21 protein-coding genes are annotated in these 20,912 nt (G+C 29.7%); 18 read left to right on the top strand and 3 right to left on the bottom strand.

The window, feature by feature from the left end; all coding sequences use genetic code 11:
• Positions 1 to 17 precede the first annotated feature (17 nt).
• The 3 genes from ACIQZ1_RS02160 to ACIQZ1_RS02150 are packed head-to-tail and all read left to right on the top strand — an operon-like array spanning position 18 to position 1,985.
• On the top strand, positions 18 to 350 hold the full coding sequence (locus ACIQZ1_RS02160) for a twin-arginine translocase TatA/TatE family subunit (protein ID WP_396158612.1): 333 nt from the start codon (positions 18 to 20) through the stop codon (positions 348 to 350).
• Positions 350 to 916 carry a phosphatase PAP2 family protein gene (locus tag ACIQZ1_RS02155; RefSeq protein ID WP_396158610.1) on the top strand — a complete coding sequence of 189 codons (567 nt, stop codon included), beginning with the start codon at positions 350 to 352 and terminating at the stop codon, positions 914 to 916. The genes ACIQZ1_RS02160 and ACIQZ1_RS02155 overlap by 1 nt, the downstream gene beginning before the upstream one ends.
• Positions 888 to 1,985: an acyltransferase family protein gene (locus ACIQZ1_RS02150; protein WP_396158608.1), complete on the top strand. Its 1,098-nt coding sequence runs from the start codon at positions 888 to 890 to the stop codon at positions 1,983 to 1,985. Before ACIQZ1_RS02155 ends, ACIQZ1_RS02150 begins: the two co-directional genes overlap by 29 nt.
• On the opposite strand, the gene ACIQZ1_RS02145 is transcribed toward ACIQZ1_RS02150, so the two are convergent.
• On the bottom strand, positions 1,944 to 2,585 hold the full coding sequence (locus tag ACIQZ1_RS02145) for an O-methyltransferase (RefSeq protein ID WP_396158606.1): 642 nt from the start codon (positions 2,583 to 2,585) through the stop codon (positions 1,944 to 1,946). The two genes, ACIQZ1_RS02150 and ACIQZ1_RS02145, sit on opposite strands and share 42 nt — an antisense overlap.
• A gap of 147 nt (positions 2,586 to 2,732) precedes the next feature.
• Here ACIQZ1_RS02145 and rlmN point away from each other — a divergent pair, with 147 nt between their 5' ends.
• Positions 2,733 to 3,773 (top strand): 23S rRNA (adenine(2503)-C(2))-methyltransferase RlmN, encoded by a 1,041-nt coding sequence (rlmN, locus tag ACIQZ1_RS02140; RefSeq protein WP_396158604.1) that lies wholly within the window; start codon positions 2,733 to 2,735, stop codon positions 3,771 to 3,773.
• 47 nt (positions 3,774 to 3,820) lie between these two features.
• Here rlmN and ACIQZ1_RS02135 read toward each other — a convergent pair whose 3' ends face one another.
• Complete coding sequence (locus tag ACIQZ1_RS02135; RefSeq protein ID WP_396158602.1) at positions 3,821 to 4,714, bottom strand: hypothetical protein; 894 nt, start codon at positions 4,712 to 4,714, stop codon at positions 3,821 to 3,823.
• Between the two features lie 104 nt (positions 4,715 to 4,818).
• Here ACIQZ1_RS02135 and ACIQZ1_RS02130 point away from each other — a divergent pair, with 104 nt between their 5' ends.
• From ACIQZ1_RS02130 to dnaG, 5 genes are all read left to right on the top strand, one after another.
• On the top strand, positions 4,819 to 5,799 hold the full coding sequence (locus ACIQZ1_RS02130) for a polyprenyl synthetase family protein (protein WP_396158600.1): 981 nt from the start codon (positions 4,819 to 4,821) through the stop codon (positions 5,797 to 5,799).
• 134 nt (positions 5,800 to 5,933) lie between these two features.
• Entirely contained in the window at positions 5,934 to 6,506 is a 573-nt protein-coding gene (locus ACIQZ1_RS02125) for an RNA polymerase sigma factor (protein ID WP_396158598.1), read from the top strand.
• Complete coding sequence (locus tag ACIQZ1_RS02120) at positions 6,493 to 7,203, top strand: hypothetical protein (RefSeq protein ID WP_396158596.1); 711 nt, start codon at positions 6,493 to 6,495, stop codon at positions 7,201 to 7,203. The genes ACIQZ1_RS02125 and ACIQZ1_RS02120 overlap by 14 nt, the downstream gene beginning before the upstream one ends.
• Before the next feature lie 100 nt (positions 7,204 to 7,303).
• Positions 7,304 to 8,350: a cell envelope integrity protein TolA gene (locus tag ACIQZ1_RS02115; protein WP_396158594.1), complete on the top strand. Its 1,047-nt coding sequence runs from the start codon at positions 7,304 to 7,306 to the stop codon at positions 8,348 to 8,350.
• Between the two features lie 120 nt (positions 8,351 to 8,470).
• Entirely contained in the window at positions 8,471 to 10,450 is a 1,980-nt protein-coding gene (gene dnaG / locus ACIQZ1_RS02110) for a DNA primase (protein ID WP_396158592.1), read from the top strand.
• A gap of 8 nt (positions 10,451 to 10,458) precedes the next feature.
• Here dnaG and nadE read toward each other — a convergent pair whose 3' ends face one another.
• A complete protein-coding gene (nadE, locus tag ACIQZ1_RS02105; protein WP_396158590.1) occupies positions 10,459 to 11,268 on the bottom strand; it encodes an NAD(+) synthase in 810 nt (269 codons plus the stop codon).
• Between the two features lie 79 nt (positions 11,269 to 11,347).
• Here nadE and gldB point away from each other — a divergent pair, with 79 nt between their 5' ends.
• From gldB to ACIQZ1_RS02060, 9 genes are all read left to right on the top strand, one after another.
• A complete protein-coding gene (gldB, locus tag ACIQZ1_RS02100; RefSeq protein ID WP_396158588.1) occupies positions 11,348 to 12,310 on the top strand; it encodes a gliding motility lipoprotein GldB in 963 nt (320 codons plus the stop codon).
• 59 nt (positions 12,311 to 12,369) lie between these two features.
• On the top strand, positions 12,370 to 12,702 hold the full coding sequence (gene gldC, locus ACIQZ1_RS02095; RefSeq protein WP_396158586.1) for a gliding motility protein GldC: 333 nt from the start codon (positions 12,370 to 12,372) through the stop codon (positions 12,700 to 12,702).
• 127 nt (positions 12,703 to 12,829) lie between these two features.
• On the top strand, positions 12,830 to 13,501 hold the full coding sequence (locus tag ACIQZ1_RS02090; RefSeq protein ID WP_396158584.1) for a TetR/AcrR family transcriptional regulator: 672 nt from the start codon (positions 12,830 to 12,832) through the stop codon (positions 13,499 to 13,501).
• Positions 13,498 to 15,171 carry a peptidase domain-containing ABC transporter gene (locus tag ACIQZ1_RS02085; protein ID WP_396158582.1) on the top strand — a complete coding sequence of 558 codons (1,674 nt, stop codon included), beginning with the start codon at positions 13,498 to 13,500 and terminating at the stop codon, positions 15,169 to 15,171. The genes ACIQZ1_RS02090 and ACIQZ1_RS02085 overlap by 4 nt, the downstream gene beginning before the upstream one ends.
• Positions 15,172 to 15,173: 2 nt before the next feature.
• The gene (locus tag ACIQZ1_RS02080) at positions 15,174 to 16,532 is read left to right on the top strand and encodes an HlyD family secretion protein (protein ID WP_396158580.1); all 1,359 of its coding nucleotides are present in this window, start codon (positions 15,174 to 15,176) and stop codon (positions 16,530 to 16,532) included.
• A gap of 7 nt (positions 16,533 to 16,539) precedes the next feature.
• Entirely contained in the window at positions 16,540 to 17,922 is a 1,383-nt protein-coding gene (locus ACIQZ1_RS02075; protein WP_396158578.1) for a TolC family protein, read from the top strand.
• A gap of 32 nt (positions 17,923 to 17,954) precedes the next feature.
• Complete coding sequence (gene map, locus ACIQZ1_RS02070; protein ID WP_396158576.1) at positions 17,955 to 18,773, top strand: type I methionyl aminopeptidase; 819 nt, start codon at positions 17,955 to 17,957, stop codon at positions 18,771 to 18,773.
• Positions 18,774 to 18,841: 68 nt separating this feature from the next.
• The gene (locus tag ACIQZ1_RS02065; RefSeq protein WP_396158574.1) at positions 18,842 to 19,612 is read left to right on the top strand and encodes a class I SAM-dependent methyltransferase; all 771 of its coding nucleotides are present in this window, start codon (positions 18,842 to 18,844) and stop codon (positions 19,610 to 19,612) included.
• A gap of 48 nt (positions 19,613 to 19,660) precedes the next feature.
• Positions 19,661 to 20,902 carry a DUF5103 domain-containing protein gene (locus tag ACIQZ1_RS02060; RefSeq protein WP_396158572.1) on the top strand — a complete coding sequence of 414 codons (1,242 nt, stop codon included), beginning with the start codon at positions 19,661 to 19,663 and terminating at the stop codon, positions 20,900 to 20,902.
• The last annotated feature ends 10 nt before the right edge of the window (positions 20,903 to 20,912 follow it).

The following is a 20,912-nucleotide window of genomic DNA, read 5'->3' as shown; positions in this document are numbered from 1 at the left end:
TCATAAAACACAAAACTATGTTTGGTATTGGCGGAGGCGAAATCTTTTTTATATTAATTGTAATTCTAATGCTTTTTGGATCAGATAAAATTCCAGAAATTGCAAGAGCGTTAGGTAAAGGTATGGCACAATTAAAAAACGCTACCAATGAAATTAAGCACGAAATCCAAAAAGGCACAGAAGAAAACGGACTTGATTTAAAAAGTTTAACAGGCGGTATCTCAGATGAAATTACAAGTGCAAAAGAAAGTATGACAAAAGCAATTAGTCCAGCTGAATTTACAAATCCCATTACCGAAATAAAAGAAGATATTGAAAACGCTACAGGACCTATAAAACGTCAAATGTAATGTTAGAATACCTAATTCATTTAGATAAACAATTTTTCATTTTTCTTAATAATTTAGGGTCAACACCTTTTGATGACATCTGGCTATTAATCACCAAACAAATCAATTGGACTCCGTTTTTTTTAATTTTACTATTTATTTTATTTAAAAAATTAGGTTCTAAAAAACTAGGAATAGCCATCCTAATAGTTGCTGCTTTAATTACGTTTACTAATGAAATTACAGATGTCATTAAATTTTCAATACAACGTATTCGTCCTTGTAATGATGAAACACTGATAGGTCTAATCAGAGTAGTAAAAAATAGCGACACCTATAGTTATTTCTCTGGACACGCATCAAATTCAACAGCTGCAATGATGTTTGTGTTTTTAATTTTAAGAAAACACTATAAATACAGTTACCTATTATTTTTGTATCCTTTAATTTTCGCATACAGCAGAATTTATTTAGGACTTCATTTCCCTTTAGATATTATTTCAGGATATGTTTTTGGTAGCTTAACGGGGTTTATTTTTTATATAATATACTATAAAATTGAAAAAAAATATGCAGCAAATACCTAATTTAACTTCTTTACGATTTATTTTAGCGTTACTTGTTGTGATTTTTCACACACCTGAATTTTTCGCAAATAGAAATTTACCTTATTTTAAAGATTATTCTCTATTTTTAAGAGGAAATGAAAGTGTTTGGATCTTTTTTTCGCTGAGTGGTTTTTTAATAATCCGCCAGTTATTTAATGAAAAAATAAATTCCAATTCTATTAATTTGAAAAGATTTTTTTTAAATCGAATATATAGAATATTTCCACTTTACTATTTAGTTTTAATATTTGGCTTTATTCATTACCAAATTATTTTACCAAAGTTGGGTTTTCAATTCGAAAATTCATATAATATTTTAGAGGGGATATTGCTTTCAGTAACATTTTTTTCAAATATTTTTTTAACATACTCGCCTGGAGGAATTATAGAAATACTCTGGTCCATAGGAATTGAAGAACAGTTTTACATATTTATTGCACCATTGTTTTATTTCATACCAAAATCAAAACTAAAAACTACTCTAATATTATTGACAGTAGTTTATTTACTTCTTTTTATTAGTAATATGTTTCCTTTGTTGACAGAATATAAAATGTTTTTTTTCTTTTTTACATTTAGTGGGCTTTGTTCTATTTATTTTGAAAAAACACATTTTAATAAATTATTTTCTAATTTAATTTATTTAATAACATTAATTTATCTTTTTAGTAATTTGTTTAAAAACAACCTTAACGAAAACCAATATTATATATTTAGCATGATATTGTTTGGCTTTTTTTTATCAGTTCTTTCAAAAAAACCAATTTTTATTTTAGAAAACCAAACTTTAAAATATTTAGGAACAATATCTTACGGAATTTATATGCTACATGCCATTGCAATGCAAATTGTAGGCTTGTTATATATTAAATTGAAAATTGAAAATAAAATACCAGAATATTTGTATATTTTTAGTTATAGTTTTTTAATTATTCTTTTGACCATAACTATGGCTCATTTATCTTATAAATATTATGAATCATATTTTTTAAAATTCAAAAAAAGCCTACAACACACGACTAACCGTCAATCCATCACGAATAGGTAATAAAACAGTTTCTACACGAGAATCTTCATTAATAATTTTATTATAATCAAGTAAAATTTGTGTGCTTTTGTCGTTTGCTTTTACTTCTTCTAAAACTTTACCGCTCCACAATACATTATCGGATAAAATGATGCCGCCTTTATTCATTAACGGCACAATTAAATGAAAATAATTGATGTAATTTTCTTTATCGGCATCAATAAATACTAAATCAAATTTTTTGTTTAACGTTGGAATAATTTCAATGGCATCGCCAATATGCTGAATAATTTGATTGGAATACTCAGATAAATCAAAATATTTTTTTTGAATTTCCTCCAACTCTTCATTTATATCAATGGTATCTAATGTCCCGTTTTCTTGTAAACCTTCTGCCAAACATAAAGCGGCATAACCTGTATAGGTTCCAATTTCTAAAATAGATTTAGGATTAATTATTTTTGATAACATACTCAAAACTCTACCTTGAAAATGGCCACTTAGCATTCGTGGTTGCAAAATTTTCTGATGCGTTTCTTTATTCAATTGTACCAATAATTCGGGTTCTTGTTGCGAATGAGTGGCTACGTAATTTTCTAAATCTTCTGATATAAAGTGCATAATTTTTTAAAATTTCAAAGTACAAAAGTACAAATTCCAATCTTTTAAACACCGATTCAAGAAATTTATAAAATTTATAAAAACAGCATTTCATTAAATTGGCATATGAAAATTGATTAATTGGCACATTAATAGTACTTTTGCAGTATGCAAGCAGAAAAAAAAGACATACGTGCCTTATCTAAAGAGCAATTACGAGATTTCTTTGTTACTAATGGCGATAAAGCGTTTCGTGGTAATCAAATTTATGAATGGTTGTGGAGTAAAAGTGCGCATTCATTTGAAAGCATGACCAATGTTTCGAAAGAAACTCGCGCTATGTTAGAAGCCAATTTCGTAATTAATCATGTAAAAGTAGATACAATGCAACGCAGTGAAGACGGAACCGTTAAAAATGCGGTGCGTTTACACGATGATTTAATAGTTGAAAGTGTTCTGATTCCAACCAAAACGAGAACAACTGCTTGTGTTTCGAGTCAGGTTGGATGTAGTTTAGATTGCAATTTTTGTGCTACTGCCCGATTAAAGCGAATGAGAAATTTAACACCTGGTGAAATTTACGACCAAGTAGTAGCTATAGATAACGAGAGTAAATTGTATTTCGACAGACCGCTTTCAAATATTGTTTTTATGGGAATGGGTGAGCCTTTGATGAATTACCCAAATGTAATGAAAGCAATAGATATGATTACGTCAAACGAAGGTTTAGGGATGTCGCCAAAACGAATTACCGTTTCTACATCTGGAGTTTCTAAAATGATTAAAAAAATGGCGGATGATGCTGTGAAATTTAATTTAGCAGTTTCTTTGCATTCTGCAATTGAAGCTACTCGAAACGAAATTATGCCGTTTACTAAAAGTTTTCCATTAATCGAATTACGTGAATCATTAGAATATTGGTACGCCAAAACAAAAAGTAAAATTACCTATGAATACGTAGTTTGGAAAGGTATTAATGACGACAAAGCCTCTATTGATGCGTTAGTGAAATTTTGCAAATACGTGCCTTGTAAAGTCAACTTAATTGAATACAACGCAATTGATGATGGCGATTTCCAACAAGCCAGCGAACAAGCTACAAAAGACTATATTGCTGCTTTAGAAAAAAATAATATTATAGTAAAAGTCAGAAAAAGCAGAGGGAAAGACATTGATGCCGCTTGTGGACAACTTGCTAATAAATCATAAAAAAAGAGAAGCATAATGCTTCTCTTTTTTTATAAATATGTGCTCTATTAATTACCAATAGTAATTGTATATGAAACTCCATTGATTGTAAATACGGCTGTATTATCACAATCGCCATTTCCGTAATCTAAAGTAGCGGTTACTCCATTTTTAACAAAAGTAATAACTCCTAAAACTAATATAGGTTTAGGATTAGGAACTGCTAAACAACTCATTTTGGCTCTTAATGGTGTAGTAATTGTTGCTGTTTGTACCGAACCGTTTGGATGTGTAGTAGTCCAGTTTCCAGTGATTTTATATATATTATCTGCGAAAACCATTGGCGTATTAAATCCTTCTACTAACTCTCTTGTTCTTGTTCCTACACGCGTATAAACGTCTCCGTTTGGCATCGTAATGGTCATATCTAATAACATAACTACGATAGGATGTGGCGCAGATGTTGCAGTTGCAGCTGTTAATGAACGAGTAAATGTTTTTGTTCCAACAAATTTAATATTGTTATGATAAAAATTATCAAATGTATAAGTTACTGTATGAGAAACCGCTGTTGGTTGAAAAACAAAACTAATAATAATTTTACCTTTCACGATGTTTCCATTATTCAACTGACATCCTGTTGTTCCAAAATCAATGGTTTTTGTTACTTGAGTTCCTGGAGTGATAACCGTACCAAAAGCTGGCACTCTTGTAATTGTAGCACAATTTGAAAATACCGAATTGTCATTATTTACACCTCTGTATGAAATAGTACTTCCATCAACATTATCAAATAATTGATCTGCAATGTTTGATATGTCATCACTCGCCATATCAATTTTCGCATTTACTAAAGCGTCATCTGAAGTAAGCGTTTCTGGTGTTGTTTCCGTATCTTTTTCACAAGCTGTAAAAGCAACCAATACTACTATTGGAAATAAAAATTTTGCTATTTTTTTCATCTTTAAAAATTTAATGTTCAGTTAATTAGACACAAAAATACTAAAAAGGTTTAATATATAAAAAATATTTTTCTAATACTGTAATGTGTAGTATCTTTGAGGTAATGAAAATAACCGAACAAATAAAAGAACCCATAGCCTATGAGATGGAACTTTTCGAGAAAAAGTTTCAATTGGCTATGTCTTCTAAAGTCGCCTTGTTAAATCGTATTACGCATTATATAGTCAACCGAAAAGGAAAACAAATGCGACCAATGTTTGTGTTCTTAACCGCAAAAATGATTTCAGGCGGTACCGTAAATGACAGAACATATAGAGGCGCATCTGTTATTGAACTTATTCATACCGCAACTTTAGTACATGACGACGTTGTAGACGACAGCAATAAACGTCGTGGTTTTTTCTCAATAAATGCACTTTGGAAAAATAAAATTGCTGTTTTAGTTGGTGATTTTTTACTTTCTAAAGGACTACTACTTTCTATAGATAATAACGATTTTGACTTACTAAAAATAATTTCTGTAGCCGTAAGAGAAATGAGTGAAGGCGAATTACTTCAAATAGAAAAAGCCAGAAAATTAGATATTACCGAAGACATTTATTACGAAATTATTCGACAAAAAACAGCCACACTAATAGCTGCTTGTTGTTCCCTTGGTGCTTGTGCTGTAGCGCCAGATAAATCGAAAACAATTGAAAAAATGCGAAAGTTTGGCGAATTAATTGGCATGGCGTTTCAAATAAAAGATGATTTATTTGATTATACTGAAGATGCCATCGGAAAACCTACAGGCATTGATATCAAAGAACAAAAAATGACTTTGCCACTCATCTACACACTAAACAACTGTTCTCCAAAAGAAAAAAGTTGGGTGATTAATTCTATAAAAAATCACAATAAAGATAAAAAACGAGTAAAAGAAGTAATTGCCTTCGTAAAAAATCAGGGAGGTTTAACTTATGCCGAACAAAAAATGATGCAATTTCAACAAGAAGCTTTAGAACTTATTAAAGATTTTCCTGAATCTATATATAAAGATTCCCTTGTTTTAATGGTAAACTACGTTATTGATAGAAAGATTTAGTCAATAACAATGTCAAAATTCAATGACAATAAAAAAACAAAACCTATACAACCTTTTTTAAATCATTCTCGTCTATATTAATAGAAGCGCTTAAAATTTGATTTTGACATTAAAATTATCATTGACATTGAAACATGAAAGTAATCGCATTGCATAAAGAAGAAGCACAACTAATACGTGAAGCGATTACTAATAATCGCCAAGCACAACATTTGTTGTACAACAAATATGCTTCTAAAATGTTGAGTACATGCAGACAATATATAAAAGACACCCATCATGCAGAAGATGTAATGATTACGGGTTTTATGAAAATGTTTACCAATTTGAAGAAATTTGAACACAAAGGCAGTTTTGAAGGTTGGATAAAACGCATTATGATTCATAAATGTATCGATTATTTACGACTAAAGAAAAACAGTTTTAATCATAAAAACATTGAAGACATAGTATATTCTGAAGCAGAAGACAATTACGAAATGGAAGGTGATTTTTCTGTAGATGATATTCAATTTTTAATAGATAATTTGCCTGATGGCTATAAAATGGTTTTCAATTTATTTGTGATTGAAGGATACAAACATAATGAAATTGCCAAATTGTTACATATTTCAGAAGGCACATCAAAATCGCAATTATCACACGCAAAAAAAATGTTGCAATCTCAAATTACAATATTAAAAAATAAAGAAAATGGAACAAGATAATTTTAATAAAAACATACAAGAAAAATTCAATTTTCGGACAATTGAACCTACTGAAACGGCTTGGAACAAATTAGATGTTATGTTGACTCTTACAGAAGAAAAAAAGCAACCAAAAATCTTTTTTTGGTTGAGTATTGCAGCTACATTTCTTTTATTTATAGGTATAGGATACGTTTTATTACAACAAAACGAAAAAACGAAATTGATGCCTTCAACGGAAGAAATTGTTACATCTAAAACAAATTCCGAATCGGAAACGCACAAACAAAATACTGAAAAAAATAATGTTTCATCAGAAAATGAATTGGCAAATAACGCCACAATTAGTACTACTTCAGAAACGAAAAAAAGTACTACTATTCATATCGCTCAAAAAGAAAGTTCTAAATTAGAAGTCTATGAAACAACACTATTAAAACAAGAGGAAGTTGTTACTATAAACGAAATTAAAAAAGAAAGCAACAAACAAGAAAGTAAAGAACCAACTTATAATTACACCTCACCAGAAACGCTTTTAGCAGAAGTACAAGGACAAAAGAAACCAAGCAATATTGGTTCGTTTAAGTCTACATTACGAGTAAATCCAAACGATTTATTACAAGCTGTTGAATCAGAATTGGATAAAACCTTTAAAGAAAAAACCATCACAAAATTAAAACAAGCAAAATCCGTATTTGTAAACAGAAATTATAACTAGTCTTCGAGAGCCTCAGCTACATAAATCCCCAACTAAAGTTGTCTGAGGGCTCGAATACAACAAATTTAAAATAAAAACTAACTTTAAAAACCCCTAAATTATGCAAAAAATTATTTTGTACATCAGTATCGCATTACTAACCATAGTAAATAGCGTAGTAGCACAGGAAAAAACATTTGAACAAAAAGCAAAAGAAATTGCTGTTCAAATAAAAACTATTACCGAAGAAGAAAAAAGAGCCTTAAAAGCTGAAGTAGAAGCCTTAGACAAAGCAGTAGAATTAGGTAAAATGACTAAAGAAGAAGCGGCAACTTCAAAAGCAAAAATTGCAGAAGAACGTGCAAAAAATATAGAAACTAAAATTGCTGCACAAGAAAAAGCATTACGAGATTTAGTAAATGGAAATGTAAATGAGGAAGAATCAAATGATAGTTTAAAGAAAAACAGTTTTACTATTGTTGATGGTAGTTTCAGAAGTAAAAACTATGACAAAAATAAATCCGAAAACAGAACCACAAGTCAAGCAGTATTCGCGGGAGGTTATAACAACTTAGTAACTGATGGTGCTGTAGCCAATTCTCAATTTGGTTATGGACGTTCTGGATTTTACGAATGGGGTGTTACTTGGAATACGCGTTTATCAAACAATAGTAATTTATTACATTTAAAATACGGAGTGGGATTTATGTATAACCAACTACATGCAACCGACAACAGAGTTTTTGCTGATATCAATAATCAAACCGTTTTAGTAGATGCTGGCGTGGAAACAAAAGCCAAAAGAACGTATTTTAAAAATGTGTATTTTGTGGTACCAATGCATTTAGAATTTGATTTTTCAAAAACTAAAATAGTGGACGACAAAAAAGTATTCAAATCGCATACAGGAGCACGTTTTGGAATTGGAGGTTTTGTGGGTGTAAATACCAATTCAAAACAATTTATTGAATACGAACAAAATGGGTATAAATTTAAAGAAAAACAAAAAGGCGATTTCAATGTTAACGACTTTACGTATGGTGTAAGTACTTACATTGGTTACAGAGCTACTTCTTTATATTTAAAATACGATTTAAACCCAATCTTTAAAAACAATCCAGTAAATCAAAACAATATTTCATTAGGTATTCGTTTTGATTGGAATTAAAAACAGTATAAAATTTGAGTTATAAAAATGCTTTTTTCAAAACCTACAAGGAAATTTCTTGTAGGTTTTTTTTATGTTTTTAATTATTGTATTTTTACAAGCTAAAACAAATTTGTTACATTGATATCTAAAGAAACCATAGAAAAAGTATTTGACCAAGCTCGTGTAGAGGAAGTCATTGGCGATTTCGTACAACTCAAACGTTCCGGAAGTAACATGAAAGGACTTTCGCCGTTTGTGAACGAAAAATCGCCATCCTTTATGGTGTCGCCAGTGAAACAAATTTGGAAAGATTTTAGTTCTGGAAAAGGCGGAAATTCGGTTACTTTCTTAATGGAACACGAGCATTTTACATATCCTGAAGCCATTAAATATTTGGCCAATAAATACGGAATTGAAGTCGAAGAAACTATTGTTTCTAATGAAGATATCGAACAAGCGAACGAAAAAGAAAGTATGTATTTGGTTTCAGAATTTGCTCGAGATTATTTTCATAAAACGATGCTTAATACCGATGAAGGCCAAGCAATTGGTTTGTCTTATTTCAAAGAAAGAGGATTTACAAAAGACACTATAGAGAAGTTTCAATTGGGATATTCTCCTGATATTTGGGATGCGTTTACCAAAGAAGCCTTAGGTAAAGCCTACAAATTAGAGTATTTAGAAAAAACGGGGCTAACCATCGTTAAACAAGAAGACGGAAAAACATTTGACCGATTTAAAGGTCGTGTAATGTTTCCTATTCAGAGCATGAGTGGACGCGTTTTAGGATTTGGTGGTAGAATTTTAACTAACGATAAAAAAGCTGCTAAATATTTAAACTCGCCAGAAAGTGAAATCTATCATAAAAGTAAAGTTTTATACGGCATTTTTCAAGCCAAACAAGCCATTGCCAAGCAAGACAATTGCTATTTGGTAGAAGGGTATACCGATGTAATTCAGTTCAATCAAAGTGGTATTGAAAATGTAGTAGCTTCTTCTGGAACGGCATTAACAGCAGACCAAATTAGATTGGTAAACCGATTAACCAATAATATCACCGTACTTTTTGATGGTGATGCAGCAGGTTTACGAGCTTCTATACGTGGAATTGATTTGATTTTGGAAGCAGGAATGAACGTAAAAGTTTGTAGTTTTCCTGATGGTGAAGACCCAGATAGTTTTGCCAAAAACAATTCGTATGACGTTTTAAAACAGTATTTAGAAGAAAATTCTAAAGATTTTATTCAGTTTAAAGCTGATTTATTAGTTAAAGAAGCCAATAACGACCCTATAAAAAAAGCAGAATTAATTAGAGATATGGTAAATAGTATTTCTAAAATTTCTGACACTATTAAACGCGAAGTATACATTAAAGAATGTTCGCGCATTATGGATATTTCGGAAGACGTATTGTATAATACGTTAGCTCAAATGCTTAAGAAAGATATATCTGAAGCCAACAAAAAATATACCGAAGAGAAAAAAGCATTTGAAGTTCATAAAAACAATGAACAATTACAACCAGAAAAGATTAATATTTTATACGAATTAGAACAAAAAATTATTGAAATATTATTAATTAACGGTTCTAAAACGGATGATTTTACTGAAACATATTTAACAAAAGACGAAGCAGGAAACATTGTAGAAGTAAAAGAAACCAACACGTATAAAGTATACGAAAAAATATATTTGGCACTTCAAGAAGACGAAATTGAGTTGTCAAACCCAATTTTTAAAACCATTTACTCAGACATAATCAATTACTACAATCAAAATATCGAATTTGAAATTGACAAATATATTTCGCAAACATCGCCAGAAATAGCAAACAAAATTACTTCAATTTTAATGCTAGAAGAACGAGATATTTTACACAAATGGGAAAGTAGAAAAATCGTAGTTGAAGATAAAAATATTAATTTAGCCCAAAGTGTTAATGAAACTATTTTATCTTACAGATGGTATTTACTAAACAGTATTATTGAAGAAAATAAAAACAAAATTACTTCAGATGTTTCTATCGATAATTCAGAAATTCTCACCACTATTAAAGATTACTTATCGTTAACTTCTGTAATCGCAAAAAATTTAGGTCGGGTTTTAGCTCGATTTTAAACTAAAATTTAGTTTTTCAAAGATTTTGGAATTTCACAAACTGGAATGGGTTGCATTTTATGCTGGTTATTTCTATTTAATCGCTGGTAGATTTTAAAAACTTCGGCTTCTCTACCCACAAAGTTTTCAATAGTTTTTCCATTTTCCATTGCTTCCATCGCCCACTCTAACTCGTCATATGAAGCGCCTAATTGGTCTTCATCACTCCTATCATCGCCAAAAAGTCCATCAGTTGGTTTAGCAATTAAAATACTTTCAGGTACACCCACAAATTTAGCTAATTGTCTTACTTCACTTTTCATTAAATCGGCAATTGGACTTATATCTACGCCGCCATCACCATATTTTGTGTAAAATCCTACACCAAAATCTTCTACTTTATTTCCGGTTCCAGCCACTAAAAATCCGTGAATTCCTGCTAAATAATACAAAGTAGTCATTCGTAAACGCGCTCTTGTATTGGCTAAAGTTAATGACAACGCAGCTTCATTTTCACAAGTTGGCACGCTATTTTTAAACGTTTCAAAACTCGGAGTTAAATCCACTCTTTCGTTAGAAACATTAGGAAAACGCGATTTTAATTGATATATATGTTCATTCGCTCTATTTACGTGACTTTCTGCTTGATGAATTGGCATTTCCACACACAAAACAGGAAAACCCGTTTGAGCACATAATGTTGAGGTTAAGGCGCTATCTATTCCTCCAGAAATTCCAATTACAAAACCTTTTACACCCGAATTTATAGCATAGGTTTTTAACCAGTTGACAATATGTGTTTGAATTCCTTCTAAATGCAACGTTGTGTTATTTGACATAATTTTAATAAATAATTTAGGTATATAATTATATATTTGCAGTTCAGTAATTTTTGATAAAAATAGTAAATTTCATACGATGAAAAAATTAATATTCTTGCTAATTTCATTTTTTTGCTTCATTCAGTGTAAAAAAAATGATGCTATTGAAATAGTAGACATTAAAAAATCAGTAGATTTAAATATCGAACGATTCGATAAATTATATGCTGTAGCTACTCCAAAAACATTACCTGAATTAAAAAATCAATACCCGTTTTTATTTCCAACGCAATTTCCAGATTCAATTTGGTATGCCAAATTAAACGATCCTATTTTTAAAGAATTAAATGTAGAAGTTTCGAAACAATTTCCAGATAATTCAAAAATTGAAGACGATTTAGAAATGTTAGTTTCACGCATTAAATATTATTTTCCTGAAGAAAAAACGCCAAGAGTTATTACTTTAGTTAATGAAGTTTTAATTGATAAAAAAGCGTTTTACACAAACGATTTAATATTAATTTCATTAGATACCTATTTAGGAAAAAATCATAAATTTTATGAGCCGTTTACTGAATATCAAAAAGCTAACTTAGAACCACACCAAATACTACCCGATTTGGTAACTAATTTTGCTTATAGAAAAATAGTGCCGTCACAAGACAAAACATTAATTAGTGAAATGATTTACTATGGAAAATTACACTATTTAAAAGATCTTTTGCTTCCTGAAACGCCAAATTATCAAAAAATTGGATATACAGCTATACAAGAAAAATTCTGTATGGAGAATGAATTTCAAATGTGGAGTTATTTAGTTGACGAAAAATTATTGTACGATAATAACATAAAAAATTATCAACGTTTTATTGAAGACGGACCTTTCACTAAATTCTATTTGGAAATTGATAGAGAATCGCCAGGAAGAATTGGTCAGTGGTTAGGTTGGCAAATTGTAAAAAGTTATATGGAAAACAATGAGGTAACTTTAGACCAACTATTAAAAACAGAACCAATCGTTATTTTTAATAAATCAAAATACAAACCAAAAAAACAGTAATTAGAGTTCTATTATTTTTTACCTTTAACTCTTTACCCAAAACCTTTAACCCAATAAAAATGAGCAAAACATCAGAAATTAAAGTAATTATAGATTTAGACCAAAATAATGTCCCAGAAAAATTAACTTGGTCAGCACAAGACGGTGGCGTAAATAACGAAGAAGCCAAAACGGTTTTATTATCCATTTGGGATGCGAAGGCAAAAGAAACTCTTCGTATTGATTTATGGACAAAAGATATGCCAGTTGATGAAATGAAAATATTTTTTCATCAAACTTTAGTAGCCATGACGGATACATTTCAACGCGCTACGGGCGATGAGAAAATGGCTGGCGCTATGAACGATTTTTGTGATTACTTTGCCGAGAAATTAGAATTAAAGAAAGAGTAATTTCAAAATAGATATTTAAAGAAGCCATCATATTGATGGTTTTTTTTATGAGAATTTCTTAAATTATAGTTAAACTATTACATATTAATAGTAATACTATTATATTTGCATTTTAAATTATTAATTTATGCAAGATTTGTTAGCAAATATAAAAATACAAGTCAATCCAAAAACGTATGTAAAAGATCCTGAAACGTCTGATTTAGGGAAAAAAATTATTCAAAATAGTATTTTACTTATCGATGAAATTGGATTTGAAGAATTTACATTTAAAAAATTAGGTGAAAAAATTGGATCAAATGAAAGTTCTATTTACCGATATTTTGAAAACAAACATAAATTATTGGTGTATTTATCTTCTTGGTATTGGGCTTGGATAGAATATCGCTTGGTATTTTCAACCAACAACATTGATAATAAAATTGAAAAACTAAAAAAAGCAATTGCAATTGTTACAGAGTCAATAGAAGATGATAGCAAAACAGAACATATTAATGAAGCCGTTTTAAACAAAATTATAATTGAAGAATTTACTAAAACCTTTCACAGTAAACAAGTAGACGAAGAAAACAAAGAAGGTTTTTTCATGATTTACAAGCAAGTAAATTATAGAATTGAAAAAATGATTTTGGACGTTAATCCTGACTACCCTTTTGCAAAAAGCTTGGTTTCCTCAATAATTGAAGGGTCTTTACATCAGCATTTTCTAAAAAATCATTTAAAAACAATTACTAATTGTAATGAAAATGTAAACCCATCAGATTTTTATATTCATTTAATAGAAAACCTTTTAAGATGAAAAATTTAACACCAATACAAAGATTTTTTAATCTTTTACGATTAGATAAAAAAGATATCGTACAAATATTTTCATATGCCATTTTTTCAGGGCTGATAAGTTTATCATTACCCTTAGGAATTCAAGCAATAATAAATTTTATTCAAGCAGGAAGAATCAGTGTGTCTTGGATAGTATTAGTGGTTTTAGTTGTAATAGGTGTAATTTTTGCAGGTGTTTTATCCTTAATGCAATTGCGTATTTCAGAAAATTTACAACAAAAAATATTCATACGTTCTGCTTTTGAATTTGCGTACAGAATTCCGAAATTAAAATTTAATGAAATTCATAATTCGCAAACGTCTGAATTGGCAAATCGATTTTTTGACACTATTTCTATACAAAAAGGAACTTCAAAATTATTAATTGATTTTTCTTCCGCATTTTTACAAATATTTTTTGGAATCATTTTACTTTCGTTGTACCACCCGTTTTTCATTTTATTCGGAATTTTTCTGGCAATATTATTGTATTTAATTTTCAAATTTTCATATCAATCAGGATTACAAACAAGTTTAAAAGAATCTAAATCAAAATACAAAGTAGCCAACTGGTTATTAGAATTAGCCAAAAATAATTTTAGTTTTAAAAACCCAAACCATCTTGAATTTGCATTAGAAAAGAACAATAGTTTGGTAACAAAATATCTAGGTTATAGAGAAAAACATTTTAGCGTAATAAAAAGACAATTTTCACAACTATTAATTTTTAAAGCTATAATTACTTCAAGTTTACTTCTAATTGGTGGCTTTTTAGTAATCAATCAGAAAATGAATATCGGGCAATTTGTGGCGGCAGAAATTATTATTTTATTAGTGATAAATTCTGTTGAAAAAATAATTTTAGGTTTAGAAACATTTTACGATGTGCTTACTTCTGTTGAAAAAATTGGACAAATCACCGATTTAGAGCTAGAGCCTACAGATGATTCTTCAATTGAAAATAATTCTTGTTTTTCTAATTTATCTATTACATTGGAAAATGTTGAATTTAAATTTGAATTTGAAAATGAAAATGTTTTAGAAAATATTGACTTAGAAATTAGTCAAGGTGAAAGAATAATAATTCAAGGTGAAAACGGTTCTGGAAAAACAACTTTAATTCGTTTATTGAGTGGTTTATTACAACCAACAAAAGGTCATTTTATTATCAATGACGATACATACAACAAAGTAAATATTAACGATTATCGCAAACATTTTGGCAGTATTCTATATGGCGAATCGCTATTTGAAGGCACAATTTTAGAAAATATAGCATTTAACCAAAAAATAGAAAATAGTAAATTAAAATGGGCTTTGGATGGTGTAGATTTAACCTCATTTATAAAAACATTGCCCTTAGGATTGCAAACGCCTATTTCATCTGATGGCAAACAACTTTCATCATCTAATATGCAAAAGATTTTAATTGCCAGAAGCATTATAAATGAACCAAGAATTTTATTTTTTGAAAATGCATTAGACAAAACAGATTCAGAAACTGCTAAAAAAATAATTGATTTCTTATTGCATAAAGATCAAAAATGGACGATAATTGCTGTTTCTAAAAATGAGTATTTTAAACAAAAATGTAGCCGAATTATCACATTAAATGATGGTAAAATTAGTAACGATATTAAAAAAATATAATTATGCTAAATATTTCAAATAAAAACAGCATTCCAGTTTCTAATTTAGAAAAACATAGTGCCGTACAACAACTAAATAATCCAAAACATTATAAAATATTGAACAAAATATTAGTTATTTTTTCGATTTTATGTGTAATTGTAATATTCTTACCCTGGACACAAAACATATCAGGTTCTGGTGCGGTAACTACCTTAAAACCAAATCAGCGTCCGCAAACCATTCAATCATTAATTTCAGGAAGAATTGAAAAATGGTATGTGAATGAAGGCGATTATGTTGAAAAAGGCGATACCATATTATTCATATCGGAAATAAAAGAAGATTATTTAGACCCTAATTTGGTAGAAAATACAAAAAATCAAATGAATGCTAAAGTTGATGCTGTTGGAGCTTACGAAGGAAAAGTTGAAGCATTAGGCTCACAAATGGGGGCAATAAACAATGAAAGAAACTTAAAATCAAAACAAGCAAAAAACAAAATAAAACAAGCTATTCTGAAAATAAAGAGCGATAGTATGGATTTAGAAGCCATAAAAACCCAAATAAAAATTGCCAACACACAATTTAAACGTGCGGTTCAACTAAATAAAGAGGGATTAAAACCACTAACCGATGTAGAAGAAAAAAGATTAAAACTTCAAGAGATTGAGGCAAAAATCATCACACAAGAAAATAAACTATTAAGTAGCGAAAACGAATTGATAAATGCACGTGTAGAAATTAGTCGAATTAATGCTGAATATTCGGAGAAATTTTCAAAAGCTCAAAGTGATCAATATACGGCACAAAGCAATAAATACGATACAAAAGCGCAAGTAAACAAATTAGAAAACCAATATCAAAATTACAAAATAAGAAATGGAATGTATTACATAACCGCACCACAAAGTGGGTATGTGAACCGAGCATTAAAATCTGGATTAGGCGAAAACATTAAAGAAGGAACACCAATTGTAAGCATAATGCCCGCAAAATATGATATTGCAGTAGAAACGTATGTTTCACCAAATGATTTCCCTTTAATACAGAAAGGTGAAAAAGTACGAGTTTGGTTTGATGGATGGCCAACAATTGTCTTTTCAGGATGGCCAAATTTATCTTACGGAACTTTTGGTGGAAAAATTGTTGCCATTGAAAATTTTATATCTGAAAATGGAAAATACCGAATTTTAATTGCACCAGATGAAGATGACAAACACAAATGGCCAAAACAATTAAGCATCGGTTCTGGAGCTCAAACTATGGCGCTTTTAAACGAAGTGCCAATTTGGTACGAAGTATGGCGTACACTTAATGGATTTCCACCTAACTATTACAAAACAACTAAAGAAAAAAATAAAAATGTTTCTGAAAAATAACACAAAAATGAAGAACTTTTATATATTATTCTTTTTCGCTGTTAATTTTGTAAATGCTCAAGTCAACAGTGAAATGTCCTTTAACGAGTATTTAGGAATGGTGAAAAAATTTCATCCATTAGTAAAAATTGCCGATTTGGAAATTTCACAAGCACAAGCCAATTTATTAATGGCTCGAGGTGCATTTGACCCAAAATTAGAAGCCGATTTTAACAATAAAGAATTCGGTGACAAAAAATATTATTCTGTTTTTAATGGTGGATTTAAAATTCCAACTTGGTACGGAATTGAATTTAAAGGCGGTTTTGAAAGTAATGAAGGTACTTTTCTAAATCCGGAAAATAATACACCAACAGATGGTTTAAATTACGCTGGAATTTCCATTCCTCTTTTACAAGGTTTTTTAATAAATCAGCGAATGGCCGATTTACGAAAAGCAAAAATAAATGTTAATTTGAGTGTGGCTGAAAGAAAATTACAAGCCATACATATTTTGCACCAAGCTGCTATTTCCTATTTTAATTGGAAAAAAAATTATGAAGAATTTACATTATACGACACCTATTTAAAAAATGCTGAAATACGATTGAACGGAATTAAAAAACTAATTGAACAAGGCGATAAAGCTGCAATTGACAGTGTGGAAGCAAATATTATCGTAAAAAACAGACGATTAAATAAAGAAGATGCACTTTTAAAACTTACGAAAGCACGATTAGAAATATCTAATTTTTTGTGGACAAACAATGCTATTCCAATTGAATTAGAAGAAAACATGTATCCCGAAATAAATTTATTTAAAAATATTCAGGAGTATTTAAACACCAATGAATTGAACCTGATAAATTTTCAAACAGAAAATCATCCTAAAATAAATGCTATCAATTATAAAATAAATATGCTTGAAGTAGATAGAAAATTAAAAGCCAATCAACTACTTCCAAAAGTAGATTTGGGATACAATTATTTGTCAAACCCAAACCAATTTCAAGAATTTAGATTTCAGGATTATAAATTTGGTGTAAATGTTGCACTGCCATTATTTTTAAGAAAAGAACGAGGAAGCTTAAAATTAACCAAGCAAAAAATTGAATCGGAAAAATTTGCAATGAGCTTTGAAAGAGAACAATTAATGAATAAAATTGAATCGCAAAAAGCAGAAATACAATCTTTGATAAGACAAGAAAATTTAATTACAGACTTGGTAAAAGACAATTCAACATTATTAAATTCCGAAGAACGATTATTTAATATGGGAGAAAGTTCGTTATTTTTAATTAATACACGCGAGAACAATTTAGTTCTGGCACAATTATCAAAAATTTCAATCGAAAATAGATTTTATGTTTCCAACGCCGATTTGTTTAAAACAATAGCAAATCCGGATTAATTTTTTACTTTTGTAGTCTCAATTTCAAGAAAATGATTATAATAAAAACTGCAGAAGAAATAGAATTAATGCGTGAAAGTGCCCTAATTGTTTCCAAAACATTAGGTATGATTGCAAAGGAAATTAAACCCGGAGTTACCACACTATATTTAGATAAATTAGCAGAAGAATTTATTCGCGACCACGGTGCAGAACCAGCATTTTTAGGCATGTATGGTTTTCCAAATTCGTTATGTACGAGCCCAAATACACAAGTAGTTCACGGTATTCCAAACAATATTCCTTTACAAGATGGTGATATTATTTCTGTAGATTGTGGAAGTTTAAAAAATGGTTTTTACGGAGATCACGCTTATACTTTTGAGGTAGGTGAAGTGGCTGAAGAAACCAAAAAGCTATTACAAGTTACTAAAGAATCTTTATACATTGGAATTAGAGAAACCAAAGTTGGTAACCGTGTGGAAGATATTGGATATGCTATTCAAACCTATTGTGAAAGTCACGGTTATGGAGTAGTTCGTGAATTATGCGGACATGGTTTAGGAAGAAAAATGCACGAAGATCCAGAAGTAGCTAATTATGGAAAACGTGGAAATGGAAAAAAATTAGTCAACGGAATGGTAATTGCCATTGAGCCAATGATAAATTTAGGCACAAAAAACATCGTACAACATAAAGATGGTTGGACAATTACTACAGCAGATAATAAACCCTCCGCTCATTTTGAACACGATGTAGCTATAGTAAACGGAAAACCAGAATTACTATCAACATTCGAATACATTTATGAAGCACTTGGGATTGTAAGTAATGAAGAAGACGGTTTGAGAAGTGTGCCTTTAGTATTGTAATATCTTACTTACACTAAAAAAACTTCAAGATTTATTTACTCTTGAAGTGTTCAAAATAAAAATGAAAAATGAAGAAAATATTTAAATTTATATTAAATACCATTCCGCGTCCTATCTTAATTAGATTAAGTATTGTGGCGCAACCAATTATTGCTTTTTTATTGAAAGGAAATAAATTTACGGATCCAATTGACGGTAAAAGCTTTCGAATGTTTTTACCTTACGGTTACGGAACTCAACGTAATAATGTATTATCACCGAGTACATTATCTTTAGAAAGACACCGTTTATTATGGTTATATCTTCAAAATGAAACTAACTTTTTTACTTCAAAAGAAAAAATAAAAGTCTTGCATTTTGCACCTGAACAGGAGTTTTACAAACGTTTTAAAAAACAAGCCAATTTAGAGTATACTACTACCGATTTACTTTCGCCATTGGCTGATATAAAAGCAGATATTTGCAATTTACCGTTTCAAGATAATTCATATGATATGATTTTATGCAATCACGTTTTAGAACACATTCCCGATGACACAAAAGCGATGCAAGAATTATTCAGAGTAATGAAACCTGGCGGTATGGGAATTTTTCAAATTCCACAGGACTTAAAAAGAGCCGTTACTTTTTCAGATGATTCAATTACAGACCAAAAAGAACGTGCTAAAATTTTTGGACAATATGACCACGTTCGAGTATACGGAAGAGATTATTTTGATAAATTAAGAACCATAGGTTTCCGTGTAGAAGAAGTAGATTATACCAATACAATTCCTTCTAATTTAGTAGAAAAATATTGCTTAGCAAAAGGTGAAATTATTCCTGTGGTATATAAATAATTATTTTTAGATTAGTTTTTATATCTTTATGAATTGAAAATAAAATCTATGAAGCAATTATTAAAAATCTTTATCTTATTAGCTGCCACTTTCGTGTTTTCGCAAGAAAAAGAAGTCGTTCCACCTTACAATATTAAAACGGTTACTTTTTCACAAAATGTAAACAATACGATTCCGTTTTTTAGATTGGGTGAAAATTTCGATTTGCAATTTGATGATTTATACGGTAACGAAGCAGATTATTTTTATACTATTGAACAGTACAATTACGATTGGACTCCAAGTCAATTACTTAAAAATGAATATTTAAACGGTTTAGACAATCAACGGATTCAAAACTATCAAAATTCGTTAAATTGTTTGCAAATTTACTCGCATTACACGTTGAGTTTTCCAAATAAATTCAATCAAATTATTAAAAGTGGAAATTATATTGTAAAAATTTTCGATGAAGATCAAGAAATCGTGTTTTCAAAAAAATTCATCATATACGAAGATGATACGGCTGTAGGCATTACAATCAGACGTTCTCGCGATATGGAAACTGTAAACAAAAAACAAAATATTGAATTTTTTATAGACTATAAAGACAAACCACTACAAAATCCAAAGGAAAATATTAAGGTTTCTATTTTTCAAAACGGAAAACTGAATTCGGCTATTCATAACATCAAACCACAATATACAATTGGTACCCAACTCATTTACAGATATAATAAAGAAACTCAATTTTGGGCAGGAAATGAGTTTTTAAATTTCGAAAACAAAAATATTCGAGGGGCTTCAAACTCGGTTTTTAAAGTAACTTCTGGAGATGTATACAATACCATTTTATACACAAACGAAGAAAGAAAAAATAAAATTTACACCTATTTTCCTGACATAAACGGAAATTTCTTTGTGAATAATTTAAATGCCACACAAAATACAATTGAAGCTGATTACTCTTGGGTGTATTTTGGTTTGGCTTCAGATGTAAATCCGTTAGAAAAATCAATTTATGTTACGGGAATGTTTAACAACTATCAAATTTCAGATGAATACAAAATGGAATATAATACCGATACAAAAACATTTGAAAAACCTATATTATTAAAACAAGGATTTACGAATTATCAATACACTTTAGTAGATAAAAACGGAAAAATTGATGAACAAAATGCGATTGATGGCAATTTTTATCAAACTGAAAATGAGTACATCGTTTTAGTATATTACCGTGGTGGCGTAGAACGTTACGATAGAATTATCGGTATAGGAAGAGCAAATAGCACGGATATTAAGAATTAATTTTCCACTG

This window comes from Flavobacterium sp., assembly GCF_044341185.1.
Classification (GTDB): Bacteria; Bacteroidota; Bacteroidia; order Flavobacteriales; family Flavobacteriaceae; genus Flavobacterium.
Note: the sequence above shows the minus strand (reverse complement) of the source record. Positions and strands in the feature narration are given on the sequence as shown.